Source organism: Amycolatopsis sp. N2S4-7 (genome assembly GCF_058119595.1).
Genome location: NZ_CP172299.1, coordinates 887787 through 914767, shown reverse-complemented (window position 1 = coordinate 914767; position 26981 = coordinate 887787). Strand labels below are relative to the sequence as shown.

The 26981-nt window shown below is 73.3% G+C and carries 27 protein-coding genes; 13 read left to right on the top strand and 14 right to left on the bottom strand.

What is annotated here, in order from left to right; translation table 11 throughout:
* The first annotated feature begins 48 nt into the window (after positions 1-48).
* The 4 genes from sucC to ACH54P_RS04195 are packed head-to-tail and all read left to right on the top strand — an operon-like array spanning position 49 to position 3697.
* A complete protein-coding gene (gene sucC / locus ACH54P_RS04210) occupies positions 49-1227 on the top strand; it encodes an ADP-forming succinate--CoA ligase subunit beta (RefSeq protein ID WP_489910993.1) in 1179 nt (392 codons plus the stop codon).
* Between the two features lie 3 nt (positions 1228-1230).
* Entirely contained in the window at positions 1231-2112 is an 882-nt protein-coding gene (gene sucD / locus ACH54P_RS04205; protein WP_489910992.1) for a succinate--CoA ligase subunit alpha, read from the top strand.
* Positions 2112-2576 (top strand): beta-class carbonic anhydrase, encoded by a 465-nt coding sequence (locus ACH54P_RS04200; protein WP_489910991.1) that lies wholly within the window; start codon positions 2112-2114, stop codon positions 2574-2576. Before sucD ends, ACH54P_RS04200 begins: the two co-directional genes overlap by 1 nt.
* Positions 2576-3697: a LysR family transcriptional regulator gene (locus ACH54P_RS04195; RefSeq protein WP_489910990.1), complete on the top strand. Its 1122-nt coding sequence runs from the start codon at positions 2576-2578 to the stop codon at positions 3695-3697. Before ACH54P_RS04200 ends, ACH54P_RS04195 begins: the two co-directional genes overlap by 1 nt.
* On the opposite strand, the gene fdhD is transcribed toward ACH54P_RS04195, so the two are convergent.
* From fdhD to ACH54P_RS04180, 3 genes are all read right to left on the bottom strand, one after another.
* Positions 3685-4518, bottom strand: coding sequence for a formate dehydrogenase accessory sulfurtransferase FdhD (gene fdhD, locus ACH54P_RS04190; RefSeq protein ID WP_489910989.1), 834 nt, complete (start codon positions 4516-4518; stop codon positions 3685-3687). The genes ACH54P_RS04195 and fdhD overlap by 13 nt on opposite strands.
* Before the next feature lies 1 nt (position 4519).
* Positions 4520-5830, bottom strand: coding sequence for an OFA family MFS transporter (locus tag ACH54P_RS04185; protein WP_489910988.1), 1311 nt, complete (start codon positions 5828-5830; stop codon positions 4520-4522).
* A 517-nt stretch (positions 5831-6347) separates the two neighbouring features.
* On the bottom strand, positions 6348-6758 hold the full coding sequence (locus ACH54P_RS04180) for a histone-like nucleoid-structuring protein Lsr2 (RefSeq protein WP_489910987.1): 411 nt from the start codon (positions 6756-6758) through the stop codon (positions 6348-6350).
* A gap of 218 nt (positions 6759-6976) precedes the next feature.
* Between ACH54P_RS04180 and ACH54P_RS04175 the strand changes: the two genes are divergently transcribed.
* Positions 6977-7876 (top strand): class I SAM-dependent methyltransferase, encoded by a 900-nt coding sequence (locus ACH54P_RS04175; protein WP_489910986.1) that lies wholly within the window; start codon positions 6977-6979, stop codon positions 7874-7876.
* A gap of 31 nt (positions 7877-7907) precedes the next feature.
* Here the strand turns inward: ACH54P_RS04175 and dinB are convergent, their stop codons facing one another.
* Both dinB and ACH54P_RS04165 read right to left on the bottom strand, forming a co-directional pair.
* A complete protein-coding gene (gene dinB, locus ACH54P_RS04170) occupies positions 7908-9098 on the bottom strand; it encodes a DNA polymerase IV (protein WP_489910985.1) in 1191 nt (396 codons plus the stop codon).
* A gap of 47 nt (positions 9099-9145) precedes the next feature.
* Positions 9146-9709 carry a dihydrofolate reductase family protein gene (locus tag ACH54P_RS04165; RefSeq protein WP_489910984.1) on the bottom strand — a complete coding sequence of 188 codons (564 nt, stop codon included), beginning with the start codon at positions 9707-9709 and terminating at the stop codon, positions 9146-9148.
* Positions 9710-9900: 191 nt separating this feature from the next.
* Between ACH54P_RS04165 and ACH54P_RS04160 the strand changes: the two genes are divergently transcribed.
* Together ACH54P_RS04160 and ACH54P_RS04155 are read left to right on the top strand one after the other, a co-directional pair.
* Positions 9901-10323, top strand: a complete 423-nt coding sequence (locus tag ACH54P_RS04160) for a hypothetical protein (RefSeq protein ID WP_489910983.1) — start codon at positions 9901-9903, stop codon at positions 10321-10323.
* Positions 10324-10550: 227 nt separating this feature from the next.
* Positions 10551-11093 carry a 2'-5' RNA ligase family protein gene (locus tag ACH54P_RS04155; RefSeq protein ID WP_489910982.1) on the top strand — a complete coding sequence of 181 codons (543 nt, stop codon included), beginning with the start codon at positions 10551-10553 and terminating at the stop codon, positions 11091-11093.
* 130 nt (positions 11094-11223) lie between these two features.
* Here ACH54P_RS04155 and ACH54P_RS04150 read toward each other — a convergent pair whose 3' ends face one another.
* The 5 genes from ACH54P_RS04150 to ACH54P_RS04130 all read right to left on the bottom strand — a co-directional run bounded on the left by ACH54P_RS04150 (position 11224) and on the right by ACH54P_RS04130 (position 15808).
* Positions 11224-12309 (bottom strand): hypothetical protein, encoded by a 1086-nt coding sequence (locus ACH54P_RS04150; RefSeq protein ID WP_489910981.1) that lies wholly within the window; start codon positions 12307-12309, stop codon positions 11224-11226.
* A 9-nt stretch (positions 12310-12318) separates the two neighbouring features.
* Positions 12319-12909, bottom strand: a complete 591-nt coding sequence (locus ACH54P_RS04145) for a hypothetical protein (protein ID WP_489910980.1) — start codon at positions 12907-12909, stop codon at positions 12319-12321.
* 19 nt (positions 12910-12928) lie between these two features.
* Positions 12929-13363 (bottom strand): XRE family transcriptional regulator, encoded by a 435-nt coding sequence (locus ACH54P_RS04140; RefSeq protein ID WP_489910979.1) that lies wholly within the window; start codon positions 13361-13363, stop codon positions 12929-12931.
* A 385-nt stretch (positions 13364-13748) separates the two neighbouring features.
* A complete protein-coding gene (locus ACH54P_RS04135) occupies positions 13749-14816 on the bottom strand; it encodes a hypothetical protein (RefSeq protein WP_489910978.1) in 1068 nt (355 codons plus the stop codon).
* Between the two features lie 167 nt (positions 14817-14983).
* Positions 14984-15808: a helix-turn-helix domain-containing protein gene (locus tag ACH54P_RS04130; protein ID WP_489917111.1), complete on the bottom strand. Its 825-nt coding sequence runs from the start codon at positions 15806-15808 to the stop codon at positions 14984-14986.
* Positions 15809-15824: 16 nt separating this feature from the next.
* Here ACH54P_RS04130 and ACH54P_RS04125 point away from each other — a divergent pair, with 16 nt between their 5' ends.
* Complete coding sequence (locus ACH54P_RS04125) at positions 15825-16028, top strand: VOC family protein (RefSeq protein ID WP_489917109.1); 204 nt, start codon at positions 15825-15827, stop codon at positions 16026-16028.
* 9 nt (positions 16029-16037) lie between these two features.
* On the opposite strand, the gene ACH54P_RS04120 is transcribed toward ACH54P_RS04125, so the two are convergent.
* A complete protein-coding gene (locus tag ACH54P_RS04120) occupies positions 16038-18164 on the bottom strand; it encodes a discoidin domain-containing protein (RefSeq protein WP_489910977.1) in 2127 nt (708 codons plus the stop codon).
* Between the two features lie 216 nt (positions 18165-18380).
* On the opposite strand from ACH54P_RS04120, the gene ACH54P_RS04115 reads away from it, so the two are divergent.
* Complete coding sequence (locus ACH54P_RS04115; protein WP_489910976.1) at positions 18381-19313, top strand: DUF1996 domain-containing protein; 933 nt, start codon at positions 18381-18383, stop codon at positions 19311-19313.
* Positions 19310-19840 carry a DUF305 domain-containing protein gene (locus ACH54P_RS04110; protein ID WP_489910975.1) on the top strand — a complete coding sequence of 177 codons (531 nt, stop codon included), beginning with the start codon at positions 19310-19312 and terminating at the stop codon, positions 19838-19840. The genes ACH54P_RS04115 and ACH54P_RS04110 overlap by 4 nt, the downstream gene beginning before the upstream one ends.
* A 53-nt stretch (positions 19841-19893) precedes the next feature.
* Here ACH54P_RS04110 and ACH54P_RS04105 read toward each other — a convergent pair whose 3' ends face one another.
* The 3 genes from ACH54P_RS04105 to ACH54P_RS04095 all read right to left on the bottom strand — a co-directional run bounded on the left by ACH54P_RS04105 (position 19894) and on the right by ACH54P_RS04095 (position 24773).
* The gene (locus ACH54P_RS04105; RefSeq protein WP_489910974.1) at positions 19894-23124 is read right to left on the bottom strand and encodes a TIM-barrel domain-containing protein; all 3231 of its coding nucleotides are present in this window, start codon (positions 23122-23124) and stop codon (positions 19894-19896) included.
* A 110-nt stretch (positions 23125-23234) separates the two neighbouring features.
* A complete protein-coding gene (locus tag ACH54P_RS04100) occupies positions 23235-23723 on the bottom strand; it encodes a DinB family protein (protein ID WP_489910973.1) in 489 nt (162 codons plus the stop codon).
* A gap of 18 nt (positions 23724-23741) precedes the next feature.
* Positions 23742-24773, bottom strand: coding sequence for a LacI family DNA-binding transcriptional regulator (locus ACH54P_RS04095; protein WP_489910972.1), 1032 nt, complete (start codon positions 24771-24773; stop codon positions 23742-23744).
* Positions 24774-24893: 120 nt separating this feature from the next.
* Between ACH54P_RS04095 and ACH54P_RS04090 the strand changes: the two genes are divergently transcribed.
* From ACH54P_RS04090 to ACH54P_RS04080, 3 genes are read left to right on the top strand one after another with little or no spacing between them, the layout of a single operon-like run.
* Complete coding sequence (locus ACH54P_RS04090; protein WP_489910971.1) at positions 24894-25286, top strand: hypothetical protein; 393 nt, start codon at positions 24894-24896, stop codon at positions 25284-25286.
* Between the two features lie 10 nt (positions 25287-25296).
* Positions 25297-26376 (top strand): sensor histidine kinase, encoded by a 1080-nt coding sequence (locus ACH54P_RS04085; RefSeq protein ID WP_489910970.1) that lies wholly within the window; start codon positions 25297-25299, stop codon positions 26374-26376.
* Complete coding sequence (locus ACH54P_RS04080; protein WP_489910969.1) at positions 26373-26981, top strand: response regulator transcription factor; 609 nt, start codon at positions 26373-26375, stop codon at positions 26979-26981. The genes ACH54P_RS04085 and ACH54P_RS04080 overlap by 4 nt, the downstream gene beginning before the upstream one ends.

Here is a 26981-nt window from a genome sequence, read left to right as displayed (position 1 = left end):
CGACCCGGCCCCGCGGACCACCACCACGCCCGGGCACGGCGGACCTCCTTGCCCTGCCCCGCCGCGGAAAGGACGCCCCGCATGGACCTCTTCGAACACGAAGCCCGCGATCTCTTCGAGAAGCACGGCGTACCCGTCCCCCGCGGCCGGGTCGCCGCCGACCCGGCCGCGGCCCGGGCCGCGGCCGTTGCCCTGGACGGCCCCGTGGTGGTCAAAGCCCAGGTGAAGACCGGCGGCCGCGGCAAGGCGGGCGGCGTCCGCGTGGTGCAGACCGCCGACGACGCCGAACAGGCCGCCGACGACATCCTCGGCATGGACATCAAGGGCCACACCGTGCACCGGGTGCTGGTGACCGAGGCGAGCGAGATCGCCGACGAGTACTACGTCTCCTTCCTGCTCGACCGCGCCGGGCGGACGTTCCTCGCCATGGCGTCGGTCGAAGGCGGCATGGAGATCGAGGAGGTCGCCGCGAACAACCCCTCGGCCCTCCGGCGCGTTCCGGTCGACCCGCTGACCGGCGTCGACGCGGCCGCGGTCGCCGCGGGGTTCCCCGCCGACGTCCGCGCCGAAGTCGCCGGCGTCGTCGAGAAGCTGTGGGACGTGTTCGTCGCCGAGGACTGCACGCTGGTCGAGGTGAACCCGCTGGCCGGCACGGCCACCGGGATCGTCGCGCTCGACGGCAAGATCACCTTGGACGACAACGCTTCCTTCCGTCGCTCATCGTCCTTCGAGGACCCGCACGACGGCGATCCGCTGGAGCGGGAGGCGCACGCCAAGGGCCTCAACTACGTCAAGCTCGACGGCGACATCGGCGTGATCGGCAACGGCGCCGGCCTCGTCATGTCCACTTTGGACGTCGTGGCGGCCGCCGCGGCCGAGGCGGGCGCGCGCGGGCCGGCGAACTTCCTCGACATCGGCGGCGGCGCCTCGGCCGAGGTGATGGTCGCCGGGCTGACCGTGATCCTCGGCGACCCGCAGGTGCGCAGCGTCTTCGTCAACGTCTTCGGCGGCATCACCGCGTGCGACGCCGTCGCGACCGGGATCGTGCGGTCGCTGGAGATCCTGGGTTCGCGCGCGACCAAGCCCCTGGTCGTCCGCCTCGACGGCAACAACGTCAGCGAAGGCAGGCGGATCCTCGCCGAAGCCGCCCACCCCCTGGTCACCGTGGTGGCCACCATGGACGACGCCGCCCGCGAGGCGGCGAAGCTCGCGATCGCGGAGGTCTGAGACGTGGCCATCTTCCTGGACGAGACCAGCCGGATCGTCGTCTCCGGCATCACCGGCTCCGAAGGCGCCAAGCACACCCGGCGGATGCTCGCCGCCGGGACGAACGTCGTCGGCGGCGTCAACCCGCGCAAGGCGGGACAGACCGTGGAGATCGGCGGCTCGGCACTGCCGGTGTTCGGGAGCGTCGCGGAGTCGGTGGCCTCGGTCGCCGCCGACGTCTGCGTGCTGTTCGTGCCGCCGCCGTTCGTCGAAGACGCCGTGGCCGAGGCCGTCGACGCCGGGATCGGCCTCGCGGTGGTGATCACCGAAGGCGTTCCGGTGCACGACTCCGCGCGGCTGTGGGCGCACGCCGTCGCGGCGGGCGGGCGGACGCGGATCATCGGCCCGAACTGCCCGGGCATCATCTCCCCCGGCAGGTCCAACGCCGGGATCATCCCCGCCGACATCACCGGCCCGGGGCGGATCGGGCTGGTGTCGAAGTCCGGCACGCTGACCTACCAGCTCATGCACGAGCTGCGGGACATCGGGTTCTCCACCTGCGTCGGGATCGGCGGCGACCCGATCATCGGGACGACGCACATCGACGCGGTGGAGGCGTTCGAAAAGGACCCCGAGACCGACCTGATCGTCCTGATCGGCGAGATCGGGGGCGACGCCGAGGAGCGCGCGGCGGAATTCGTGCGGGCGAACGTTTCGAAGCCGGTCGTCGGGTACGTCGCCGGGTTCACCGCGCCCGAGGGCAAGACGATGGGCCACGCGGGCGCGATCGTCTCGGGGTCGTCGGGCACGGCGTCGGCGAAGAAGGAAGCGTTGGAGGCGGCGGGGATCCGCGTCGGGCGGACGCCGAGCGAAACCGCGGCGCTCGCCCGCGAGGTGCTGGGCTGATGTCCCTGTTCCCCCGGCCCCGGCTGCCGCTCGGCGACGTGCCGCAACGGCCGCGGCTGAAGGTGGCGGTGCTCGCGTGCATGGACGCGCGGATCAGCGTGTACCGGCTGCTCGGGCTGTGTGAGGGCGACGCGCACGTGATCCGCAACGCCGGCGGCGCGGTCACCGACGACGCCATCCGGTCGCTGACGGTGAGCCAGCACCTGCTCGGCACGCGCGAGATCGTGCTGATCCACCACCAGGACTGCGGGATGCGCACGTTCACCGACACGGAGTTCGCGCGGCGGCTGGAGTCGTCGACGGGGATGCGGCCGAGCTGGGCGGCGGAGACGTTCACCGACCCGGCCCAGGACATCCGCCAGTGCATCGCGCGGCTGCGGGCCAGCCCGTTCCTCCCGCACACCGGGGAGGTGCGCGGGTTCGTCCTGGACGAGCGGACGGGCGCGCTCGACGAGGTGACGTGATGGAGCTGCGCCAGCTGGCGGTGGTGGTGGCGGTCGCCGAGGAGGGCGGCTTCACGGCGGCCGCCCAGCGCCTGCGGACGGTCCAGTCGACGGTGTCGACCGTCGTGCGGGCGCTGGAACGCGACCTCGGCACGCCGTTGTTCCACCGCACGACGCACCGGGTGGTGCTGACACCGGCGGGCGAAGCGTTCGTTCCCGCCGCGCGGGCAGCCCTCGAGGCGGCGGAACGAGCCCGGGCGGCGGTGTCCCCCATGGGCGGCCGGGTCCGGCTGGGGGTCCGGCCGGGACTGCTCGCGGATTTGCACCGGGTGCTGGCCACGCTGCGGCACGTTCACCCGGGGTTGGTGGTGGAGGTCCGGCAGATCCCCGGCGGCGAGGTGCGGCGGGCGGTGGCGGAGTCCACAGTGGACGTAGTGCTCACGGTGGCGCCCGGCTGCGCCGAGCGTGGCGGGGATGGCGGAACCGGGGCCGACTCGGCTGCAGTTCTCGCGGCACGCGGTGATGCGGCGCCCGAGCCGGTGGCCGCCGCCGAGCGCCCGGCGCCGGGTGGCTCCGCCGCCACGCCGGTCGCGGCACCCGGTGGTTCGCCGCCCCGGCCGGGAACCGCCGCCCACGGCGCGGCACCCGGCGACCTGGCCGCCGACGCAGCCACCTCCACCACCGCCGCCACGCCCGCCGGTCCCCCGCCCGGAAACGCCGCCCGCGACGCGGAGCTCGCCGCCTCCCCACCCCCGTTCGCCGCGCCCGCGACCGAGCCGGTCACCACTCCCCTGCCCGGCGAAGAACTCGTCCTCGCCACCGCGCCCGGCGGGTCGCGCTCCGCCCCCGCCGACCTGTCCGAACTGTCCCTGGTGGACTTCCCGCCGGGCTGGGCGATCCGCGAGGCCGTCGACCGGGCCTTTCCCTGCCGCCGGGTCGCGCTCGAGGTCGATGATCTCGCCGTCGCCGCGGGGCTCGTGCGGGCCGGGCTCGCCGCCTGTGTGCTGCCCGCCTCCGCGGCCGCGCGGTTCCCGGACCTCACCGTCCGGCGGTTCGCGCGGCCGCCGTCGTGGCAGCTCGCCGCCGTGCACCGGGGCGAGGTCCCGGCCGCGGTCGGCGCCGTGCTGGCTCAGCTCGGCTGAAGGCCCAGGCGATCGGGTCGCGTGTAGACGTTCATCGACGTGCCGCGCAGGAACCCCACCAGCGTCAGCCCCAGCTCGGCCGCCAGGTCCACCGCCAGCGAAGACGGCGCCGAAACCGCGGCCAGCACCGGGATCCCGGCCATCGCCGCCTTCTGCACCAGCTCGAACGACGCCCGGCCGCTGACCATCAGCACCGTCCCGGCGAGGGGCAGCCTGCCGTCGCGGGTCGCCCAGCCGACCACCTTGTCCACCGCGTTGTGCCGGCCGACGTCCTCGCGCAGGCACAGCAGCTTCCCGTCGGCGTCGAAGAGCCCCGCCGCGTGGAGGCCGCCCGTGCGGTCGAAGACCCGTTGCGCCGCCCGGAGTTCGTCCGGCAGCCCGGCCAGCGCCGCCGGATCGGTGACCAGCGGGTCGGCGGCGATCGGCCAGGTCACCGTCGTGCGGACGGCGTCCAGGCTCGCCTTCCCGCACAGGCCGCACGAGGACGTCGTGTAGAAGTTCCGTTCCACCGAGACGTCCGGCGGGGCGACCCCGGGGGCGAGCACGACGTCGAGGACGTTGTAGGTGTTGCCGCCGTCCGCGGTCGCCCCGGCGCAGTAGCGGATCGAGCGGACGTCCGCGGCCGCCCGCACCACGCCCTCGCCGACCAGGAACCCGGCGGCGAGGTCGAAGTCGTCGCCCGGCGTCCGCATCGTGATCGACAGCGCCTTCCCGGCGACGCGGATTTCGAGGGGTTCCTCGACGGTCAGCGTGTCCGGGCGCGCGGTGGGCACGCCGTCGCGGACGCGCAGCACCCGCCGCCGGCTGGTCATCCGGCCCATGTCACGCCACCGGCAGCAGCGACTTGGGCCGGCCCGGCTGGGTCAGCCGCCCGGACAGCACCGCGCCGGCCAGGCTCAGCACCCCGGCCGCGGTGAACGCGCCGGCGAACCCGTGCGACGTGACGACCAGGGCGGCGAGCCCGATCCCGACCACCGCACCGACGGCCTTGGCGCTGTAGAGGATCCCGAAGTTCTGCGCCGCCGACTCCTCGCCGAAGTACTCGCGGACCAGGCCGACCAGCAGCGTGTAGCAGCAGCCGTTGCCGAGCCCGGCGAGCGTGACACCCAGCAGCAGGCCGACGGCGTGCCGGTGCTCGCCGGAATAGAAGAGCACGAACTGCGCGGCCCCGCCCGCGACCAGCGCGAAGCGCAGGATGCGGTGGCGGCCGAGCCGGTCGGCGAGCCGTCCGATGAGGACCCGCCCGCTGCCGGTGGCCACGGCGAGCAGCGCCAGCGCGGCCGCGGCGAGCCCGGGACCGCTGCGCGCGGCGACGAACGTCGCGAGGTAGGCGAGGTCGAACAGCAGCACGGCGGCCGCGAGCACGACCACGAGGTACAGCGCGAGGGTGGTGCCGCAGCGGAACAGCTCCGCCGGCCGGTAGTGCCGGACCGCGGGACGCCGGTTGTGCGCCTTGTCCAGCGCCCAGGCGCGCGGCTCGGGCGTCGCGGGCCACCAGTGCCGCGGCGGGTAGCGCAGCAGCGCGCCGCTCCCGGCGATGACGACGAGCACGACGGCCGCGGTGACGTCCAGCAGCACCGGCCGCGCGGCCGGCAGGGCGGCGGCGAGCACGACGAACGGGACGCTGCCGTAGGCGAACGCCCCGCTCACGAGGCCGGCGCGGGCTCCGGTGCGATCCGGGAACCAGGCGAGGACGGCGCCGACGCAGGTGGCGTAGACCAGTCCGGTGCCGAGGCCGCCGAGCACGGAGTACCCGAGGAACACGACGAGCAGGCTGCTCGCGTGGCCGAGCGTGACCAGCCCCGCGGCGCACAGCACCGCGCCGAGGGCCATCGCCGCGGGGGCGGGCAGCACGCCGCGTTCCCGCAGCCAGGCCGCCGGGAACGCGGCCCCGGCCTGGCAGATCGCCCACACCGCGAACGTCAGGACGATCCCGCCGAACGTCCACCCGTGCACCCGGCTCAGCGCGGGGACGACCGCCCCGAACCCGTACTGCTGCACCCCGGCGGCGAGCATGCCCGCCGCGGCCAGCCAGGTGATCCACGTCCGCGGCCGGCCGAGCAGCTCGCGGTCGGACTCCCCGACGCGGTACCGCCGTCCGTACACGTCCTGGAGCTCGCGGACCTCGGACATGGTGACCGCCTCCTCACCCTGACTGAAGATTGTATGCAGTATGGAGTAGTCAGAGTGTGCGCCTGTCCGCGCCGGATGTCCACAGAAAGGTCCGATGTGCCGCCCGGTCGGGCGAGGCCGCGGCGATCGAGGGCCGCGAGCGAGAAAGGCGGCCCGGTGGCCATCGAGGGAGGAGGCAGCCACCGGGCCGGTGCTCCGGCGCGGTACCGGCCGCGCGGAGCACTGCCAGTCTGGCCATCGGAGTCACCTCCGACAAGCTTTTCCCGCCCGGCAAAGTGCGCTCGAGTCCACAACGAACGGCACGGGGCCGGGGCGGATGGTCCCGACGGCGAGGTCCACCAAGACATTCGAGCCGGACGAGACGGGAAAGAACCGGGCGGCGTGCACGCACCGCGACGACCCGGCTACCGGCCAACGCGATTTTGCGCGCCGCCCAGCGTCACGAAGAGGCGATCAACCGGCCGCTCGCCGACGAAGCCGCGCCCGGTGGCGCGGCTTCGTCAACGCGCCGGTGATCTCAAGACTTCTTGCGCGTGGCCCGCTTGCGGGCCGGCTTGGCTTCGGCCGGTTCGGCCGCGGCGGCCTGGTCGGCCTCGAAGCCGGCGATGATCTCGCTCGAGAGGCGGCCACGCTCGGCGACCTCGTAGCCGTGCGCCTGCGCCCATTCGCGGATCTGCCGGTTGCGCTCGCGGTCGGTGCCCGAACCGGCCGAGCCGGTCAGGGACTGGCCGGTCGCGAGGCGGACCTTGCGGCCGCCGATGCGCCGCGCGGAGGCGACGTAGCGGGCGAGCTCGTCCCGCAGCGCGGAGGCGTTCTCCTCGGACAGGTCGATCTCGTAAGTCACCCCGTCGAGACTGAAGGGGACGGTCTGCGAAGCCTCGCTCCCGTCGAGATCGTCCACCATCTCGACGTGCACCCGTTGCGCCATGGTTCGTCGTTCCTCATCTTCTCCAGAACACGGTCGGACAGACCCTAACGTGTCGAATCACGTCCGGCACGCGCGACACCCGTGAAGCGTCCACAATGGCCGCCCGGGCGACGAGGCCGCCCGCGTCCAGGGTGACCGCAACCGAGCCGAAATGCGCGCCGTCTTGTCCAATATTTGTTTTTGTGATATGCTCGAAATCAAATCGGTACCGTGGTGGGATGACGACTGCTGATTTTCCCGGTATTGCCCCCGGCGCCAGCCGCACGGCGTTCACCGCGGCCGCCGCGCGGGCAGCACATTTGCTCGTCGACGCCGAGCCGTTCCTCTTCTCCGACACCCTGGCCGCGCCCCTTCTCGGCGACCACGCCGAGGAACTCCTGGCCTACCACCGCCTCCACGGAACACACCCGGTCCTGGCCGGCGCCCGCGCCCAGGCGGTGTGCCGGAGCCGGTTCACCGAAGAGCGGCTCTTCCGCGCCAATTCCGGTATAGACCAGTATGTGGTTTTGGGTGCCGGCCTCGATTCGTTCGCCTATCGGACCCCGCCCGGCCGTTTCCGCGTGTTCGAGGTCGACCACCCGGCGACCCAGGCGGTCAAACGGGAACTGCTCGACGCCGCCGGCGTCGCCGAACCGGCTTCGGTCACCTTCGTCCCGATCGACTTCGAAGCCGATCCCCTCCGGGAACGGCTCGTCCAGAGTGGACTCGACCCGTTCCGGCCCGTGTTCGTGAGCTGGCTCGGTGTCACCATGTACCTGACGCGGGAGGCGATTCTCACCACATTGACGGATCTCGGCGGTTTCGCACCGGGATCGGAAATCGTGACCGATCACCTGCTTCCCCCGGAACTGCGCGACGCGGCCGGAAACGGCTACGCCGAAGCCGTCGGGCCGGTGGCCGCCGAACAGGGTGAGCCGTGGCGCACGTTCCTCTCCCCCGCGGCGCTGGCCGGGCTCCTGCGCGAAGCCGGATTCGACGTCGTCGAACAGGCCGGCCAGCGGGACAGCGTCGCGCCGGAGCTGTGGAAGCGCGCCGACGCGCTGCGGCCCGCCGCGCTTTCCGCGCTGGCCCACGCGCGGATTCCCGGCCGGCCCGGAATGGCCGGCGCCGGAAGCTGAACACTTTCCCGTCGTGGCGCGGCATTCCCGGTCAGTCGGGCAGCATCGGCATTTCGAGGTCGTCCGGGCGGCCGAGCAGGACCGCCCGGGTGACCGCGGCCTTCCCGAACCGGTCCCGCACCGCGTCCAGCGCGGTGTCGAGCTCGGTCGCCCGCTGCCGCTCGAACGGCAGGGTCGGCTGGAACGGTTCGTCGTCGGCCAGGTTGGACAGCGCGGCGCCCAGCAGCGTGATCCCCCGGTCGGCGATCAGCGGCAGCGCGGCGACGAGCAGTTCCCGTGCGGCGTCGAGCAGCACGCCGGTGCCGGCGGTGGGGTCGTTCAGCGTCTGCGAGCGCGTGGCCCGGGTGAAGTCGGCGAAGCGCAGGCGGATCGTCACCGTCCGGCAGACGCGGTGGGCCGCGCGCAGCCGCCGGGCGATCCGGTCGATCAGCGCCACCAGCACGACGTCGAGCTCGGCCGGGGTCCGCCTGCCGCGTCCGAGGGCCCGCTGGGCGCCGATCGAGCGGCGCCGCCGGCCGAGCTCGACCCGGCGCGGGTCCTCGTTGTGCGCGAGGTCGTGCAGGTGCGCCCCCGCGGCCCGGCCGAGCAGGCCGATCAGGTCCACCTGCTCGGACGCGGCCAGCTGGCCCACAGTCGTGATGCCCCGGGCCCGCAGCTTCTCCGTGGTGACCTTGCCGACGCCCCACAGGGCCGAGACGGGCAGCGGGTGCAGGAACGCCAGCTCGCCGTCGTGCGGCACGACGAGCAGGCCGTCCGGCTTGGCGACGCGGCTGGCGACCTTGGCGAGGAACTTCGTCCGCGCCACCCCGACGGTGATCGGCAGCCCGGCCCGCTCGGCGACGTCGGCACGCAGCCGTTCGGCGATGTGACTCGGCCGTCCGCCGATCCTCGCCAGCCCGCCGACGTCGAGGAAGGCTTCGTCGATCGAGATGCCCTCCACCCACGGCGTGGTGTCGTGGAAGACCTCGAACACCGCCCGGCTGGCGGCCACATACGCCGACATCCGCGGGCGCACGACGACCGCGTGCGGGCACAGCCTGCGGGCCTGCGCGCCGCCCATCGCGGTGCGGACGCCGTAGGCCTTGGCCTCGTAACTCGCGGCCAGCACGACCCCGCCGCCGACGATCACCGGCCGCCCCTTCAGCGCGGGGTCGTCACGCTGCTCGACCGACGCGTAGAAGGAGTCGAGGTCGGCGTGCAGGATGGGCCCCTCGTCCGTCATAGAACATATGTTCTACGATCGGGCGCCGGTGCGTCCAGCTTCGGGGCTCAGCGGCGGGTCTCGTACCTGGTCAGGAGCACGCCGCCGGGGAACGTCCGGGTCTCCACCAGGGCCAGGTTCACCCAGTTGTCCAGGGGCGCGAAGAACGGGGCGCCCCCACCGATCAGGACCGGATGGGTGACGATCGCGTACTCGTCGATCAGCCCGGCGCGCATGGCCGCCGCGGCGAGGGTGGCGCCGCCGACGTCCATGGGGCCGCCGTCCCCGGCCTTGAGCCGGGTGATCTCGGTGACGGCGTCGCCGGTGGCCAGGCGGGCGTTCCCGTCGACCGTGCCGATCGTCGAGGAGAACACCACCTTCGGCATGTCCCGCCAGCGCTGGGCGAACTCGATGTGCGCCGGGGTGGCGCCCGGCTGCTGGTCGGCGGTCGGCCAGTGGGAGTTCATCGTCTCCCACAGCCTGCGGCCGTACAGCGCCAGGCCCATCGCCCCCACCCGGTCGGACCACCACTGGAACAGCTCGTCGCTCGACACGCCCCAGCCGAGGTCGTCTCCGGGCGCGGCGACGTAGCCGTCCAGGCTCAGGTTCATGCCGTAGGTCAGTTTCCGCATGGCGTCAGCCTTCCAGCACGGCATGCGTCGGCGACACCGGCTCCCTGCCGCATGGCCGGCGCCGCTCGCCCGCCCGCCCGCCTGCCGCGGCGGGTGCGCCGCCGGCCGAACTGAGCGTTTTCCCGGTTGTCCACCCTCCGTCGCCGCGCCCACACTCGAAGCCATCGAACAGCCCGACCACTGGGGGCGACATGACCGAGAAGTGCCGATGCGGCGACCACCACGCGTGGGCCGCGCCGAACCCGCAGGACCGGCCCGCCGCGGCGCGGCAGCCGCTGCTGGCTTCGACGCTGGCGCACGAAGACCGGGTGGAGGACGCCGGCGGGATCGACCCGACCGACCGCGTCACGTGCCGCACGCACCGGCGTTGGCTGCACGAGTGCGTGTCCTCACCGGTCCACGCCAACCCGGCGATCGGGTACCGCTGGTGCCGCCGCTGCGACCACCAGGCCCTGGTGGCGGTGGACGAACTGGCCGGCGAGGTGGCCATCCACTGCGGCCTCTGCGGTCGCAGCCCGCGGAGCCGCGCCAACCGGGAGCTCGTGGAGTTGTGCCGTCGTAGCCTTGCGCTGGCCCGCTCGGGCCGGTTCCCGGAGATCTCCGCCGCGGCGTGACTGACCTGCGGCTCGGGCGGTTCCCGGAGGCCGCCGCGGTGTGACCGCCGTGAGGCGCGGGCGGTCCCCGAGGCCGCCACCGCAGCGTGGCTCGGCCCGGTTTCCGGATCTGCCGCCGGGGCGTGGCTGCCATGCGGCTCGGGCACGTCCCCGAGGCTGCCGCGTGACCGCCATGCGGGTCGGGCGGTTGCGGGAGGCCGCCGGGGCGTGACTGCCATGATGCGGAGGTGCCCGAACTCGGAACCACCGCGCTGGTGATCCTGCTGCCCGCCGCCGAGCCGGTGCTGGACGCGGCCCGGCGGGTCGATCCCGCCCTGGTCCGTCCCGGCCTGCCCGCCCACGTGACGGCGCTGTACCCGTTTCTGCCGGACGGCTCCCTGACCGACGAGGTCTTCGCCGCGGTCCGCTCGCTCGCCGCAGCAGTCCCCCCGACTGACGTGCGGCTCGCCGAGTTCGTGACGGCACCCGGCTTCGCGGCGATCCCGACGCCATCGCTCCAGCCGATCGCCGACGCGGTCTGCGCACGCTGGCCGGAGGTCTTGCCGTACGGCGGCCGGTTCGGCCCCCGCCCGGACCCTCATCTGACAGTGGCGATGGGTGGCGACGACGAGGTGCTCGAGCGGGTCGCCTCGGAGGTTCGGCCGCTGCTGCCGGTGGACGACAAAGCGGAGGCGCTGCAGTTGGTGGCCCTGACCCAACGGGGCTGGGAGCCACGGCTGTCGGTGCCCTTCGGCGGGGCGAACAGCGCAGCGAATGCCTTTGTGGAGTGAGTACACCTTCGCAGTGAATGCGCTGCCGCAGTCAATGCGCCCACGGGGCAACTACACAACTGTAGTCACTACACCTTTGGACTTGATGCAGATTTGAAGTTGCTAAACGAGGGCAGCCAGCAGCGGTAGCTCAGCGTGTCGGGTGGGTCGTCTCCGTCGCCGCCGCGTCTTCGAGGTTGCGGTATGCGCGGGCGATCGCCCTCAGCCGGGCCACGTCCGCGGCGAACGGTTCCGTGGACGCGGCGGGCGGTTCGGTCTCCTCGCGCTCGTCCGGGAGGTCGCGCACGAGCCGCGCGGCCGCGGGCGGCGGGAGGTCCGGGGTCACGCCGGCGAGGATCAGGCCGTCGTTGGTTTCGCTCATCGCCGTCAGGAGGCGCTCGCGGCGGGACTCACCCCCCGGGTCGATGCGGACGATCTCCGGGAACCGCCGGGTCAGGTGGGTGCGCAGCGGCCGCAGGAGGCGGAGCGTCCGCGCGTCACGGCGCGCCGCCACCAGACCCGGTACCGCCGGGATCGTCAGCCCCAGGACGATCAGCAGTACCGACACCGCCGGAAAGCCGACGTCGAGGGTGCAGGGCAACGTCGAGAACGGGCCGCGGCACAACGTTTTCGCCGGGTGGTCGGCCTGCAGGGCGTGGATCGTCGCGACCACCTTGCCGGCGAGGTACGCGACCGCGAACGCCGACGCCAGCAGCAACAACACGAGCCCGGCCCGCAGCGCGCCGCCGCTCGCGCGGATCGTCACCGCGGCCACCACGCCGATGTCGAGGACGGCGAACCCGAGGTAGACGGTGTAGGTGAAGACATAGACGACCAGCGTCGGGTGGGTGCCGTACAGCGCGTCGAACACGCCGACGCCGCGCGGCAGGTCGGACGTGCTGAAGAACGTCACGACGAGCAGGGTCAGCGCGACCACCAGCGCGACCACCCGGGTGCGCCGGCCGCGGTCGCGGGTGCCGCTGATCTCCGCGACGGTCAGCCCGATGCCGTACGCGGCGACCATCGTCGCCAGGTTCGACAGCAGCCGGCCGAGGCTCGGGTAGATCTCGCTTTCGACCAGCTGCGCGCGGTTGGACAGGAAGCAGAACGCCGCACCCAGCGCGATGAGCGAGACAGCCAGGCCCGAGCCCGCGCCGGTGCGCCGCGCGCGGACGGCCCGCCAGATTCCGACGAACAGGGCGAAGAGCCCGACTCCGACGAACAGAATGTCGATCACGGAACCGCACTATCCCAGGAGTGCCGCCAGCCGCCTAGCCTGGTCGGCCGCCCGGCCGGACGCACCCGGCTGAACGGCGGGTGGTTCGCTGGTCGCGGCGCTCATCAGGAGCACGGCGATGAGCTCGGCCTCGTACTCGTCGGTGCCGCTCGTCACGCGGGTCAGCAGGTGCGACAACGCCCGCGGCGCGAGGTCCGGGGCGAGCTCGGCGGCCTCGGCCTCCGACATCAGGCAGGTGCCGGTGTGCGCGCACAGCATGTGGGCGAGCTCGTGGGCGATGATGTGGTCCTGGTGCAGCGCCGACGTGTGCTCGGTGTAGGCGATCAGGTCGTAGTCCGGGCGGGCCTGCCACGCGCCGGAGGGCTGCCCGGGCCGGTAGCGGACCGGGACGAGGTCGATCTCGCGCCCGCGCCAGGTTTCGAGGCCGTCGACCCAGGCGTTCATCGACCACGGCCGCGGCAGCGGGACCGCGGCGAGCACGGCCCGCACCCGCTCCCTGGCTCCGGCACGGAGGTCCGTCAGGCCGCGCTCGTCGATGGGTCCTCCCCACTCACCGGGCGCCAGCCGGGTGCACCGGGGCGCGATCACGGACGAGGTCATCGTAGCCGACCGCGGACGGTCACTCCGGCTTCCGGCGCCGGCCTTCGCGGCGCCGGGTGTCGTCGTAACTGCTGAGCTGGTCCAGCAGGGCTGTCACGGTTTCGCGGTCGCGCGGGGAGAGCCGCATGGCCCGCTGGGCGAGGTTCCGGGCCTCGTCGTCGCGCCACGCGACGACGTTCTCGACCTGCCTGTCGACCTGCCCGGCGACGTCGTCGTCGAAGAAGTACGTCACCGGCACGCCGAAGAACTGGGCGAGCGCCTGGATGTGTGAGCGCTTCGGGTCCTTGCGCGCGCCGACGGCGAGCTGCTGCACGTGGGTCGCCGACATGGTCACACCGGTCTGCTCGGCGACGCCGTGCGCGATCTCGCGGTACGAGTACGGCTTGCGGTCCGGCGGGTGCACGGTCGCGATCAAGTGCGCCAGCCGTTCGGCGAAACTGCGCTCCTCGCTCACCACACACCGCCTTCAGCCCATGAAACGTGACACTCGTCAGCGTAGCTGTCCCGAAAACTTGACACAGCCTGTCCCGGAAAGACTACGATACTCCCGATAGGTGTTTCGAAAACAGGACGCAGGACCCGGGGTGGCGCAGCGGCCGCGGGGTGACTCACGTGGCCGCTGGGGGTGGCCACGCGCCTAGCCCCCCTCCGCCGCGCCGCCCCGTTTCAGCGCGCTCCACGGCCGCTGGGTGGCAAGAGAGAGCTCCTTTCCGCCGCGCCGGCCCGCTTCGGCGCGCTCTCATGGCCGCCGGGATGGCCAACCGCCTAGCCCTCCCTCCCCGCGCCGCTTCGGCGCTCGGGTGGCAGCCGCATAGCCCTTCCCCCTGCGCCGCCCCGCTTCAGCGCGCTCCCATGGCGGCGGCCAGGTTCGTCAGGTCGTTGCGCAGTCCCGGGACCGCGTCTTCGGTGACGCACCCGGTGGAGAACTCGACGTAGAGGTCGTGGTCTTCGGGGATGTCCACGTCGAAGTCGAGGTCGTCCGGGCCGTAGTGCTGGAGGTACTGTCCGGGGTCCATCCCGGCCGCCTGCCGGAGGCGGTCTTCGGCGGCGTCGGCCGCCGCCTCGGGCAGCGTGCGGCTCTCCAGCTTCAGGTGCAGGTCGGCCGCGTCCGGGGCGGGGCCGAGGATCAGGTCGTTGGTGCGGTCGCACGGCCATTCGGTGAAGTCGCGGGCGACGCCGGACAGCGGCGCGAAGCCGGACAGGTCGCCGGTCAGGTCCCGGATCGCCGCCGACGTCGGCTCCGCCGGGTACGGCCCGCGGTAGAGCGACTGGTCGAGCAGCTGCAGCCCGAACCAGCCGCCGAAGAACAGCCAGAGGCCGAGCCCGAACGCGAGGAAGCCGCCGCCGACACCCAGCCGGGGCGACCGGTCGTGCGCGAAGGCCGCGGGGTCGACGCCGTACCGCGGCTCGAGGTCCGGCCGCGCGTCGCGCACCGCCGTGACGAACCGGTCGGCGGTGCGGTCGTCGCGCCACCGGACGCGGGTGCGGCCGGCCCGGGTGCCGAGTTCGACGACCTCGCGATCGAAGTCGCCGGCCGGGCGCAGCGCGACGATCAAGCCGATCAGCAGGGACGTCGGCAGCCAGAAGGCCAGCCAGAACGGCTTGGCCGACACGGTGCCGCGCCGCAGGTCCGTGATCTCTTCGTAGGGGACTCGGTCCGTGCCGAACACGACGGCGCCGGGCTCGAACACGGCTTCGCGTGGCCAGCCCCGGCCGAGGACGTAGGCGACCACGGCGACCAGCACGTCGAGCACGGCGCCGATCCAGAAGAACGGCCGCGCCGGGGCGACGGTGATGCCGTAGCCGTGCCACACCCCGAAGCCGAGCGCGACCGCGACGAGGACCCAGGTCCACCGGCGGGCGTGGGACAACGGGAGGACGCGCGTGGCGACGGCAAGGTCCGACATTCGTCGGAGCGTAGGGTTCGCGGGATCGGGCCGGTGCGGCAAAAGTGCCGCCCTGGCGCGGGCTTCGGCCTGATTCGCCGGTCGACGGCGCGCCTCGGCGGCGCCGGGCTCGCCGCCTGAGCCGCGGGGCGGGTGGTGCGCCTCTGGCGGAGGTTCCGGCCCTCGCCCTACTTCGCCAGCAGCCGGCGCACCACCCCCGGCGTAGCGCCCGTGTGCTCCCGCACCGTGCGCGTCAGGTGGGCCTGGTCGGCGAAACCCAGCTCCGCCGCCAGTACCGCCAGGTTCCGCTCCCCCGCGTCCAGCCTCTCGAGCGCCCTGCTCACCCGGAGCCGGTTGCGGTAGCGGGTCAGGGAGACGCCCGTCTCCCGGGGGAACGCCCGGCTCAGCCGGTACGGCGAGACGCCCAGGGACTCCGCCAGCGGGAACAGCCCGGCCGCCGACGGGTTGTCGGCCGCCAGGGCCTCGCGGGCCCGGGCGACCAGACCTCGGTCGTCCGCGCGGCTCTCCCCCGCCGGGGTCGGGGCCGTGGCCGCCTGGGTGATTGCGTGGCCGACCAGACGCAGCAGCTGTTCCGCCAGCGCGTAGTCGGGGTCGGCGGCGGACGCGACGGCTCGGCGGTGGGCCAGCTCCAGCGAGCCGTCGACGTACACAGTGGACCGCGTGCGCCGCTCACCCGCGAGGCGCCGCCACAGCTGCTCGCCGAAGCCCACCGAGGTGCAGACGTCGCCGCCCGCCGGGTGGGCGAAGCTCTCCTCGTCACCGGGCGCGACGAGGTAGGCCGCCGTCGGGTCGGCGTCCGCGACCACCCCGCGCGCGCGGCGGCGGAACCGGCCGCTGCGCACGAGCACCACCCGGTGACCGGCCGACACCTCGGGTGGCGACCAGCCGGGGTGGTCGTCGGCGCACCGGACCACGCTCACCGTGTAACCGGGGCGGGCCACCACTTCGACTGCTTCGAGCACGGAACAGACCCTACGCCGGGGGTACGACAATTCCCGCCGCGCAAGGATCTTCAAGACCGCGACCCGGCCCGCGGGCAGGCTGCCGGACGTGAAGCACGCGCACCTCGACTTCCGCATCGGCGACCTCGACGGCGCCGTCAAGGAGTTCGAGGCGCTCGGCGCCACCCGGCCGGAATTCCAGCCCGGTGGCGCCGACTGGGTGGTGCTCGCCGATCCCGAAGGCCACCTCTTCTGCCTGGCCGAAGGCTGAAACCGGGGTTCAGGTGCGGTACACGCCGAACTCGTACAGCGAATAGCCGTAGCCCGAGCCGCGCTGGGTCCCGTCCACGCGCACGTACCTCGCCGTCGCCGAGACGGCGAGGTCGTCGGCGCCGCCGTCACCGGACGTCGTCGCGTACACCGGGCGCCAGTTCGCCGCGTCGTCGCTGACCTGGATCTCGTACGCCTTCCCGAACGCCGACTCCCAGACCAGCTGGACGTGGTCGAACGACTGCCTGCTGCCCAGGTCGACCTGCAGCCACTGCGGATCGGCCCACGCGCTCGCCCACCGCGTCGCGCCGTTGCCGTCGGTCGCGGCCTGCGGCGGGTAGGGCGCGCCGGGGCCGTCGGCCTGGTAGGTCGAGGCCGTGGTCGCCGCGCCGCGGGCCAGGTTCGTGCCGGGCACCGGCGGGGCGACCACGCGCAGCGAGCGCGTCTCGATGCCGACGTTGCCGTGGCCGTCCCGGGCGTAGAGGTAGAGCTTCCACACGCCCAGCTGCTGCGGCGCGGTGACGGTGAAGGGGCCGTTCCCGGTGAACTGCGCCGGGACCAGGCCCGCGGCGTTGTTGAGGTACTTGCTGTTGTAGCCCATGGTGTAGCCGACCGGGTCACCGTCCGGATCGGACACCGCCGCGGTCACGGTGAACGTGGAGCCGGCCGGGACGTCCGTGCTGCGGCTGAGGTTCATCGACGAGATCACCGGCGGGGTGTTGCCGCCCGTCTGTCCACTGTAGATTCGGCGGACGGCGTACCAGGAGAGCCGCTTCTCGTTGCCGGTGGTGATGTTGAACCAGACGCCGCCGAAGTCGCCCTCGGTGCCGTAGTGGAACAGCGTCGCGCCCAGTGCCACGCCGGGGTGGGCCAGCACGCAGTTCCAGGCGTTGACGTACCCGTCGCGCTTCTGCTGGTCGGTCGGCTCGGCGGGGACGCCGTTGACGTCGTTCGGCACTTCCCACTCGCCGGCCGGGCCGGTCTCGGTGATGATGTACGGCTTCGTGTACCCGCCCGCGAGCCAGTCCTGCTTCACCTGGCACACCTGGGCGTAGGAGTTGACGGAGTACAGGTCGAGGCTCGGCGCGTAGGCCTTGTAGTACGGCCACGCTCCGGTCCACGCGTCGGTCGAGGTCACCGGGTGGTTCGCGTCGATCGCGTGGATGGCCTGCGCCACCTGGTCGACGAACCGCGTGTAGGCGATCCGGTTCTGCTCCAGCTGCGCGCCGGAGTAGCAGTTCTGCATGCCGAGGATCGACTCGTTGCCGACGTTCCACATCAACACGCCCGGGTGCGCCCTGTAGGCGGTCACCCACTTCTGGATCTCGCCGAGCATCGTGTTCTTGTAGTTCGTGTCGGTGGTGTAGTCGACGCAGCCGCCGCTGCCCGGCCCGCCGCCGGGCTGCAGCCAGAAGCCGCTGACGACCTTGATCCCGTTGGCCGCGGCGGCGTCCAGCAAGGGCTGCGTGGTGCCGTCGGTGCCCCAGGTCCGGACCGTGTTGACGCCGATCGAGTGCAGCTCGGGCATCCGCGTGGCCGCCTCGCCGACCGGCGGGCCCCAGGTGAGGCCCTTGACGGTCCACGGCGCGCCGTCGACGGTCAGCCGCCAGTTCCCCTGGGTGCCGGTCACCCGCGTGACGCCGGGGCCGTCCGGCGCCGCCGGGGTGCCGCTGACCTGGAACTCCCAGAGCGAGTAGCCGTAGCCGCCGGCGCGGTGGGTGCCGGAGAGCCGCACGTACCGGCCGTGACCGGAGACGGCGAGGGTCTGCACGCCGCCGGTCGCCGTCGTCGTGCTGTACACGGTCCGCCAGGACGCTGTGTCGTCGGAAACCTGGATCTCGTACGCGGTCGCGTAGGCGGCCTCCCAGTTCAAGGTCACCTGGCTGACGTCGGCGGGCGCGCCGAGGTCGACCTGCAGCCACTGCGGGTCGCTCCAGGCGCTCGCCCAGCGGGTGCCGGGGTCGCCGTCGACCGCCGCGGCCGCCGGGGTCGCGGCGCCTTCGGTGCTCGACGCGGTCGCCGGTCTCCCCTGGGAGAGCAGGGTCGCGGCGTGCGCCGGGGACGGTCCGGCGAGCAGCCCGAGCACGAGCAGGGCCACCAGCGCCGGGACGGCGCGAAGGAGCGGCGGTCGGTCCACGTTGACTCCCGTACGGCAAGGGGGGCGGAGGAGGGAGAGCGCTCTCCGGCGCGACCGATGGTTCGGCACCCCGACCCGCGTTGTCAAGGTTCTCGTCTCGAAACGGACAATGGCTGCCCGTCGCGGGATCCGGGTTCTCCTTGACAGGGCGGCGGCTCGGTGCGCATGCTCTTGGAGAGCGCTCTCCCATCCTTGGCACCTCACCGTGGAGGACCCTTGGCAACGAAAGCCGCGCTCCTCGCCTGCACCGCCGCCACCGTGCTGGCAGGCGCCTTCCTGACCGCGGCCACCTGGTCGCCCGCCGGGGCCGACAACCTGGTGACCCACCACGAGTTCCAGGTCAACTGCTCCCCCAGCCACCACCAGCCGGACGACCCGATCGTCTTCCCGGGCCTGCCCGGCGCGTCGCACGACCACACGTTCCTCGGCAACAAGACGACCAACGCCGCGACCACCACGCAGTCGCTGCAGGCCGCGGGCGTCGGCAACACCACCTGCCTGGCGCCGGACGACCTGTCCGCGTACTGGTTCCCCACCGTCTACAACGGGAACCAGGTGGTGCTGCCGAACTTCGCGCAGGTCGTCTACTACAAGTCCGGCATCCTCGACTACACGAAGGTCGTCCCGTTCCCGCCCGGCCTGCGGTACGTCGCCGGGAGCGTCACGGCGACGCAGGACGAGTTCCAGCACGCGCCCGGCGCGATCGAGGGCTGGGAGTGCGGGGACAGCTTCCACAACTGGGACATCCCGGTGCAGTGCGTGCCCGGCAGCCAGCTCAACATCCGCTACCAGGCGCCGAGCTGCTGGGACGGCGTCCACCTCGACTCGGCCGACCACAAGAGCCACCTGGCGTACCCGGTGCGGGCGACGCTGACGTGCCCGGCCGACCACCCGGTGGCGGTGCCGATGCTGGAGTTCAAGATGGCGTTCCCGGTCAGCGGGGACATGTCGGGCGTGCACCTGGCCAGCGGGCGCGGGTATTCGTGGCACTACGACTTCTACAACGCGTGGGACCCGGAAACCCTGGCGGCGCTGGTGACGCACTGCATCAACGGCGGCCTGCAGTGCGACCCGCGCGGGTTCGACCTGTACAAGCCGGACCGCGGCGGCGTGCTCGGCCCGAACTACCGGCTGCCCGGCCGTCCGTGAGACGGCCGGCCCTGTGGGCGGCGGTGGTGGCGCTGACCTTGGGCGGGTGCGCCACCACCACCACCACCACCGCCCCCGTTTCGCCGTTCGACCCGACGGACGTGGCGTGGCTGCAGCTGGTCGTGCCGATGACCGAGAACGCGCTGGCGGCGGCCCGCCTGGCGCCGGACCACGCGTCCGGCCCGGCGGTCCGCTCGGCGGCCGGCGCGTTCGCGGGAACGCAGGAGAGGCTGCTGCCGCGTCTGCTTGCGGCCCGCGACCGGGCGGGGCTCCCGGCCGTCGACGTCCACAGTGGACATCGGATGCCGGGCATGGTCACGGCGGCCGACCTCGTGGCGCTGCGGACGGACCGGGGTGCCGAGTTCGACCGGCGGCTGGTGGCCCTGTTGCGGGCGCACGCGGCCCAGCTCGTCGTGCTGGCGCGGGGTGAGCAGACGTCCGGCGCGGACGCGGAGACGCGCGAGCTGGCCGGGGAGCTCGGCGCCGAGGGGACGCGGCAGGAACAGCTGCTGGCGAAGACGGCCTGAACCCGGGCATGCCCCGTCGAAGGATTCCCTCGACGGGGCATGCCCGGCACGCCTCAGTACGTGACTGTCACCGGAGCGCGGCCCGGGTGCCCCGGCGCCGTCACCGTCAACGTGTGCGTTGCGGCGTCCCACTTCCAGGCGGACGACGGCGCCCAGCCGTTGCCGACCTTCACCCGGGACGGCGGCGCCGCCACACCGACGAACTTCACCGTCCATTCGCGCTGGGCGACCTGGCCGGCGAACCCGCCCCGCGTCGGCGACACGGTCACCGTGTGCGCTCCGCCCTGCTCGGTGTAGGAAATCTTCGTCGTCGCGCTGCGCGCCGACGAAGTGCCGTCGTCCTCGTAGAGCGAGAACGTCCCCGACGCACCCGGCGCGACCGTCACCGTCACCCGGTTCAGCGGGTTCTGGACGTCGTTGGTGACGTCGGCCGTCCGGGTGGCCACGATGCCGCCCGCCCGGACGAACACCGGCATCGTGCCGAGGTCCGTGGTGACCTGCTGCGTCGTGCCGCCCGCGTACGTCTTGCCGGTGAAGTAGTCCGTCCACTGGCCCGGCGGGAACCAGACCGACGTGGTCGCCGACGTCCCGGGGGACGTCACCGGCGCCACCAGCATGTCCGGCCCGTAGAAGTACTCGCTGCCGGCGGTGGCGTAGGCAGCGGGCTCCTCCGGGTACTCGAGGTACGTCGGCCGCACCACCGGGACGCCGGTCGTCGCGGCCTCCTGAGCGAGCGTGTAGGTGTAGGGCACCAGGTTCTCGCGCAGGTTCAGGAACTTCGTCGCGGAGTCCTTCGCCGCGCCCGTGTACTGCCACGGCAGCCGGTCGCTGTGGTTGCTGTGCAGCCGGTCGATCGGCTGGAACGTGCCGAGCTGCACCCACCGCGCGTACAGGTCGTCGGGCAGCTTGAACGTCTGGTGCTGCTGGCCGCCCGAAGTGTAGGTCTCACTGCCGCGCAGCCCGGTCGTGTCGTTGTGCCCGCCGATGTCGTGGCTGATCGCCGACATCCCGGTCGCGGCCGACTCCGCCGGCGCCGCGCCGACCTCCATCCGCAGCGTGCCCCACGTCGAGGACGTGTCGCCGGTGAAGTGCAGCGTGCTCCGCTTGTCCGCCCACGGCCCGGTCGGCAGCCCGACCGGCCCGCCGTAGCCACCCGCCTGCAGGGAGCCGTACGCCCGCGAGATGACGAACCCGCGGCCGATCGCCGGCGCCGCCAGATCGGCGTACTGCTGGTTGATCCACGCGTCCGGCGTGACGCCGGGCAGGCTCGAGCGCGAGCTGTCGCAGCACCAGTCGAGCCACCAGAAGTCGTTGCCCTGGTCCATCATCCCGGCGTGCAGGTCGAGGTAGGCCTTGAGCTGGTCCGGGTCGCCCCAGTCGAAGACGTAGCAGTCGGTGCCGCAGCCGGACTTGGCAAGCTTGCCCTTCGCGGTCGCCTGGGCCCGGGCGAACTGCGGGTCCGAACCCATGATGCTCGGGTGGATGTTCAGGTTGTTGTGCAGGCCCTGTGCCTTCGACCAGGCGAAGAACTCGGCGGGGTCGGGGAACTTGGTCTTGTCGAACTGCCAGCCGTTCCACGTGTCCGGCGCCTTGAAGTCGGTGTCGGTCACCAGGACGTCCAGCGGGACGCCTTCGCTGCGGAAGCGCGGCAGGATGGTGTCGCGGTAGTCGGCCGCGGTGCGGTCGATGTACTCCGAGTACCAGACGCCGTAGGCCCAGCGGGGCAGCAGCTCGGGCGGCCCGGTCAGGGTCGCGAGGTCGCGGAGGCCGGCCTTGTAGTCGTGGCCGAAGGTGAAGACGTAGCCGTCCTGGTACGGGCTCCCGCCGTGCGACGGCCGCTGCGTGACCGCGCGCGTGCGGGTGTCGTAGAGCGCGGACGTCGTGTCGTCGAGCAGGTACCAGCCGTCGGAGTGCAGGAGCCCTTCGGTGGTCGACGGCAGGCCGTTGTCGCCGTTGACACCGTCGAGGCCGCGCCGGTAACCGCCGAGCGCGAGGTGCGGCGCCGGCGCGGAGGCCCCGGCCGCGGTGACGGCGACGGTGTCGATGTTGACGTGGCAGCTGGTGTCTTCGGGACAGCCGAGGACGACGTCGTTCGTGCCGGCCTTCAGATCGACCGGGACCGACGCGCTCTTCCAGGCGTCCCAGTTGTCGGTGACCGGGAGGGACAGCGTGCGGGTCACGCCGTTCGCGGTGACGGGCGCGGTCCTGGTCTCGTGGCGGCCGTCGCCGCCGGTGCCGTTGGCGTAGCGGACGTGCAGCAGGTAGGTGCCGGCGGCGGGGACGTCCGCGACGCGGTGGGTCAGCGTCGAGCCGCGGTTGAGCTCGGCGACGAAGCCGCGCCCGGCGTACCCCGGGTGGTCGGTCGCCACGACGGCCGAGCCGGTCCGGAGCCCGGCTTCGGCTTCGCAGCTCACGCCGGCCGGGCAGCCGGTGAAGGCGCGGGCCGAGGCGGGCGGGTAGGGCGCGCCGGCGGTCTGGACCGCGAGGCCGTCGAGGTTGACGTTGCCGGAGTCGGCCGCGGTCCGCTGGAGGCGGACGCTGTGGTGGCCCGCGCCGAGGGTGACCGGGATCGAGGCGAGCGCCCAGGTGTCCCAGTCGGCCGTCACCGGCAGGCTCAGGGTCTGCGGCGCGCCGCCGTCGACCGACAGGCTCAGGGTGCGGGTGACGTGCTTGCCGTCCCCGGCCAGGCCGTTCGCGTAGCGGGCGGTCAGCGTGTAGGTCCCGGCCGTGGCGGCGAGGACGTCGGCGGTGGCCGAGGCGCCGGTGCTTTCGAACCCGGCGAGGAACCCTTCGCCGGTGTAGCCGCGGTGGTCGGTGGCGACGCCGAGGCCGTCGGCGGCGAGGTCTTCGGCCTCGCACAGCGCGCCGACCGCGCAGGTCAGGTGGTGCCAGGGCGCCGCGAGCACCGGCGTGGCGCCGGCCGTCGTGCGCACCTCGAGGTTTCCGCCGTCGAACGGCCCGGAGTCCAGCCGGTAGGTGAGCGTCGTCGCGCTCGTGCGGATCGTCAGCACGCCACCCGACACCGTCGAGGTGTACGGCGTGGGCGTGAACGACCCGCGGCCGATGGCGTTGAAGGTGGCGGAATCGGCGAAGCGGCCATCGCCGGCGTACTCCGTGCGGATCACCGTCGGGGACAGCACCTGGAAGCGGGCGTTCCCGGCGGTGACGGTCTGGCGCACGGGCCCGGCGACGGCCGGCGTCGCGACGGTCACCGCCGCGACGGCACTCCCGGCGACGACGAGCGCGCAGGCCCGCCGGATGGATCTCGCTGTTCTGCTCCGCACGGCGGAACTCCGTTCCGGTGAAGGGGACTCGGCGGCGTTACAACGTTGGAAATCTGAGCACAGCAAATCGGCCGATGTCCAGACCGGTCACCGGACCTGTCCCGGACAGATCAGCGGCCGGTGACGCCGTCGATCTGTTCGCGCAGGATGTCGGCGTGCCCCGCGTGCCGGGCTGTCTCGCTCGTCATGTGGGCCAGCACCCACCGCAGGGTGTGGAACTTGCCGTCGATCGCGACCGCCAGCGGGGCGTCGGGGTCGCCGGCGGCCCGGATCGCCGCGTCGCTCGCCTCGATCGCCTCGCGGTAGCCGGCCAGGACCTCGGCCGCGGTGCGCCCGGCCGGGACCTCCATCCCGGCGTCCCCGGGGTCCGGGCCGCCCGCGACGTGGTGGCCGAACCAGACCCGCTCGGCGAAGGTCAGGTGGTGGACGAGCCCGAGCAACGTGGTGCCCGAGCCGACCAGGACCCGGCGCAGCTGCTCCTCCGTGAGCCCGTCGGTCTTCTTCAGGACGCACTCGCGGGCGAAGGAGAGGAACGCCGTGGCCGTGTCGAGTTCGCCGCCGTCGTTGCGCGGCACGGGTTTCCGCTGGGTCTCGAGCATGCCTCCGAACCTAGCCGCTCAGGCCGAGTCGCGGACCACCAGCTCCGGGTCGAAGATCACCGACTCCGCGCGCCGCGCCGGGTCGGCCATCCGCTCGAGGACCATCCGGGCCATCGCCGCACCCATCTCCTCGACCGGCTGGCGGACGGTCGTGAGCCGGGGGCGGCAGCTCAGCGCGACCCGGCTGTCGTCGAACCCGACCACCGCCACGTCGTCCGGCACGCGCCGGCCCGCTTCGCGCAGGACCGTCAGCGCGCCGTACGCCATCAGGTCGTTGGCCACGAAGAGCCCGTCCAGCGCGGGTTCCTCGGCCAGGAGCCGTTCCATCGCCCGTTCGCCGCCGTGCTCGGTGAAGTCGCCCTCGGCGACGGCCACGTACGCGTGCCCGTGGCGGGCCATCGCGTCCCGGAAGCCGGCCAGCCGGTCCTGGCCCGCGGGGGTGCCCGCCGGGCCCGCGATCGTCGCGACGCGGCGGCAGCCGCGCTCGACGAGCCGGCCCGCCGCGAGCCGGGCGCCGTCCTGGTGGGCGACGTCGACGTAGCAGACCGGCGCCGGGCGGGCCGGGCGGGCGAACAGAGCTGTCGGGACACCCGCGTCGGTCAGCACGCGCGGCAGCGGGTCCTCCGCCGGGTGCAGGGAGATCAGCAGCACGCCGCTCACCTGCTCCTGCCGCAGCTTCGGCACCAGCCTCGCGCGCTCTTCGTCGCTGTCGACGAGCATCAGCAGCGGGTGGAGGCCCTGCGGGCGCAGGTGCGAGACCACGCCTTCGACCACCCGGCCGAAGAACGGGTCGCCGAAGACGCCGCCGGTGAACGCTTCGACGTGCCGCTCCGGCTCGGACACCACCAGCGCGATCCCGCCGGTGCGCCGGGTGACCAGCGAGCGGGCGGCCCGGTTCGGCACGTACCCGGTGTCGGCGATGGCGCGTTCGACCGTCTCCCGCAGCTTCGGGTCGACGTTGCGCACGCTGTTGACCACGCGGGACACCGTGGCCCGCGAGACGCCGGCGACCCGCGCGACGTCCTCCAGGGTCGGCGGCTGCGTCGTCACCCCTTCTTTGTAGCACGCTGTGAGAGCGCTCTCCCACCGCCGCGCCGATGACAAATGTCATGGGCGGCCGCTGAGGGACGGCACTGCCCCCGCGGCCCGCCCCGGACGAGCATTTCCGGCATGACCACCACCTCCCGGACGTCCACCGCCGGTTTCCGGCCCGTCCTGCTGCTGACCGGCGCGTACGCCGGGCTTTCCGTCCTCACCCTCGTCGTGATCATCGTGTTCCGGGACCACCCCGCGATGGTGACCGACGCGGTCTGGGTGCGTGCCACCCTCGTCGTCGCCAGTTCGCTGCTGACGTTCGCCTTCGCGCGCAGCGCCGCGCGGGGCTCGCGCAAGGGGCTGCTGAGGCTGCGGATCGTCTCGGCGGTGATGCTCGTGGCGATCGCCGTCATCGTCGCCCTGCCAGGGTTGTTCCCGTTGTGGCTGCGGATCGAGCAGGCGGGGTGCGGGCTGTTGCTGCTCGGCGTCACCCTGCTCGTCAACGGCCGGCGCCCGCGGGCGCGGTAGCGTGCCGGAGGTGGATGCGACGACGGACGTGCGGCGCTGGGTGCGCGGCTGGCGGCTGATGCTGCTCGACGCGGGCATGCTCGTCTACCCGGCGGTGACCGTGCCCGCCGTCCTGGCCCACTCGGCCGGCCCCGCCGCCGTCGCCGGCTGCGCGGTCGTGGCCGCCTTCGCCGCCGGCTACCTGCTCGCGGTGCGGGCGGCCGCACGGCGGGCGGTGCGCCCGTTCTGGCTGCTGCTGGCCGGCTGCACCGCGCTCTTCGCCGCCGCGCTCCCCTTCGCCCACGCCGACGCGTTCTTCCTCGCCGCCGTCGTCGTTTCCCTGGCCGCGCCGCGGCTCCCGCGGTACGCCGGGGTGCTGGTCGCCATGTCCGCGCTCGCCGCCGTCGTTTTGCCGTGGGCGGTGCGGCCGTGGCACAGCGGGCCGGGCTGGACGCAGGCCGTCGCCCTGGTGTTCACCGTGCTCATGGTCTCCGCCTTCGCCGAGGCGTTCCGGGCCAACGCGGCGCTCGTCGAAGCCCGCGCCGAGGTCGCGCGGCTGGCGTCCGAGGCCGAACGCACCCGGATCGCCCGCGACCTGCACGACCTGCTCGGCCATTCGCTCACCGCGATCACGGTCAAGAGCACGCTGGCCCGGCGGCTCGTGACCGCCGACGGTGCCCGCGCGGGCGAGGAGATGACCGCCGTCGAGACGCTGGCCCGCCAGGCGCTGACCGACGTGCGCGCGGCGGTGTCGGGCTACCGCGAGGTGACCCTCTCCGGCGAGCTGGCCCGCGGCCGCGAACTGCTGCGCGCGTGCGGGGTCGCCGCCGACCTGCCGACGGCCACGGACGTCGTGGGCCCGGACCGGCAGGAGCTGTTCGGCTGGGTGGTGCGCGAAGGCCTGACCAACGTGGCCCGCCACGCCCGCGCGACCCGGTGCGCGGTCATGCTTTCCGCGTCCGCTGTGGAGGTCGTCGACGACGGCGTGGGCGGCTCGCCCGGCGGCGGATCCGGGCTCGAGGGGCTCCGCGAGCGCGTCGAGGCGTCCGCCGGGCGTCTGGAAGCCGGTCCGCTGCACCCGCGCGGCTGGCGGCTGCGGGTGACGCTGTGACGATCCGCCTGCTGCTCGCCGACAACCAGGAGCTGATCCGCCAGGCGCTGTGCGCGCTGCTCGCGCTGGAGGACGACTTCGAGGTGGTGGCCTCGGTCGGCCGCGGCGACGAGGTGGTCGCCGCGGCCCGCGCACACCGGCCCGACGTCGCCCTGCTCGACATCGAGATGCCGGGCCTCGACGGGCTCGCGGCCGCGGCGGTGCTGGCCGCGCAGGTGCCGGACTGCCGCGTCGTCGTGCTCACGACGTTCGGCCGCGCCGGGTACCTCCGCCGCGCGATGGACGCCGGCGCGGCCGGGTTCGTCGTGAAGGACGCGCCGGCCGACCGGCTGGCCGACGCGATCCGCCGCGTGCGGGCCGGCGAGCGGGTGGTGGACCCGGCGCTGGCGGTCGCCACCCTGGCCGCGGGCGAATCGCCGCTGACGGCCCGCGAACGCGATGTGCTCATGACGGCGCGGACCGGCGCCACCATCGCGGACATCGCCGCCCGGCTCTACCTCTCCGAAGGCACGGTGCGGAACTACGTGTCGGCGGCGATCACCAAGACCGGGGCCCGCAACCGCGTCGAAGCCGTGCGGATCGCCGACGAGCGCGGCTGGCTCTGA

Excerpts from the sequence above, each read along its gene's own strand:
- ACH54P_RS04200 (WP_489910991.1), top strand. The coding sequence starts at position 2,112 with ATGTCCCTGTTCCCCCGGCCCCGGCTGCCGCTCGGCGACGTGCCGCAA.
- ACH54P_RS04195 (WP_489910990.1), top strand. The coding sequence starts at position 2,576 with ATGGAGCTGCGCCAGCTGGCGGTGGTGGTGGCGGTCGCCGAGGAGGGC.
- fdhD (WP_489910989.1), bottom strand. The coding sequence starts at position 4,518 with ATGGGCCGGATGACCAGCCGGCGGCGGGTGCTGCGCGTCCGCGACGGC.
- ACH54P_RS04185 (WP_489910988.1), bottom strand. The coding sequence starts at position 5,830 with ATGTCCGAGGTCCGCGAGCTCCAGGACGTGTACGGACGGCGGTACCGC.
- ACH54P_RS04180 (WP_489910987.1), bottom strand. The coding sequence starts at position 6,758 with ATGGCGCAACGGGTGCACGTCGAGATGGTGGACGATCTCGACGGGAGC.
- ACH54P_RS04175 (WP_489910986.1), top strand. The coding sequence starts at position 6,977 with ATGACGACTGCTGATTTTCCCGGTATTGCCCCCGGCGCCAGCCGCACG.
- dinB (WP_489910985.1), bottom strand. The coding sequence starts at position 9,098 with ATGACGGACGAGGGGCCCATCCTGCACGCCGACCTCGACTCCTTCTAC.
- ACH54P_RS04165 (WP_489910984.1), bottom strand. The coding sequence starts at position 9,709 with ATGCGGAAACTGACCTACGGCATGAACCTGAGCCTGGACGGCTACGTC.
- ACH54P_RS04160 (WP_489910983.1), top strand. The coding sequence starts at position 9,901 with ATGACCGAGAAGTGCCGATGCGGCGACCACCACGCGTGGGCCGCGCCG.
- ACH54P_RS04145 (WP_489910980.1), bottom strand. The coding sequence starts at position 12,909 with ATGACCTCGTCCGTGATCGCGCCCCGGTGCACCCGGCTGGCGCCCGGT.
- ACH54P_RS04135 (WP_489910978.1), bottom strand. The coding sequence starts at position 14,816 with ATGTCGGACCTTGCCGTCGCCACGCGCGTCCTCCCGTTGTCCCACGCC.
- ACH54P_RS04100 (WP_489910973.1), bottom strand. The coding sequence starts at position 23,723 with ATGCTCGAGACCCAGCGGAAACCCGTGCCGCGCAACGACGGCGGCGAA.
- ACH54P_RS04090 (WP_489910971.1), top strand. The coding sequence starts at position 24,894 with ATGACCACCACCTCCCGGACGTCCACCGCCGGTTTCCGGCCCGTCCTG.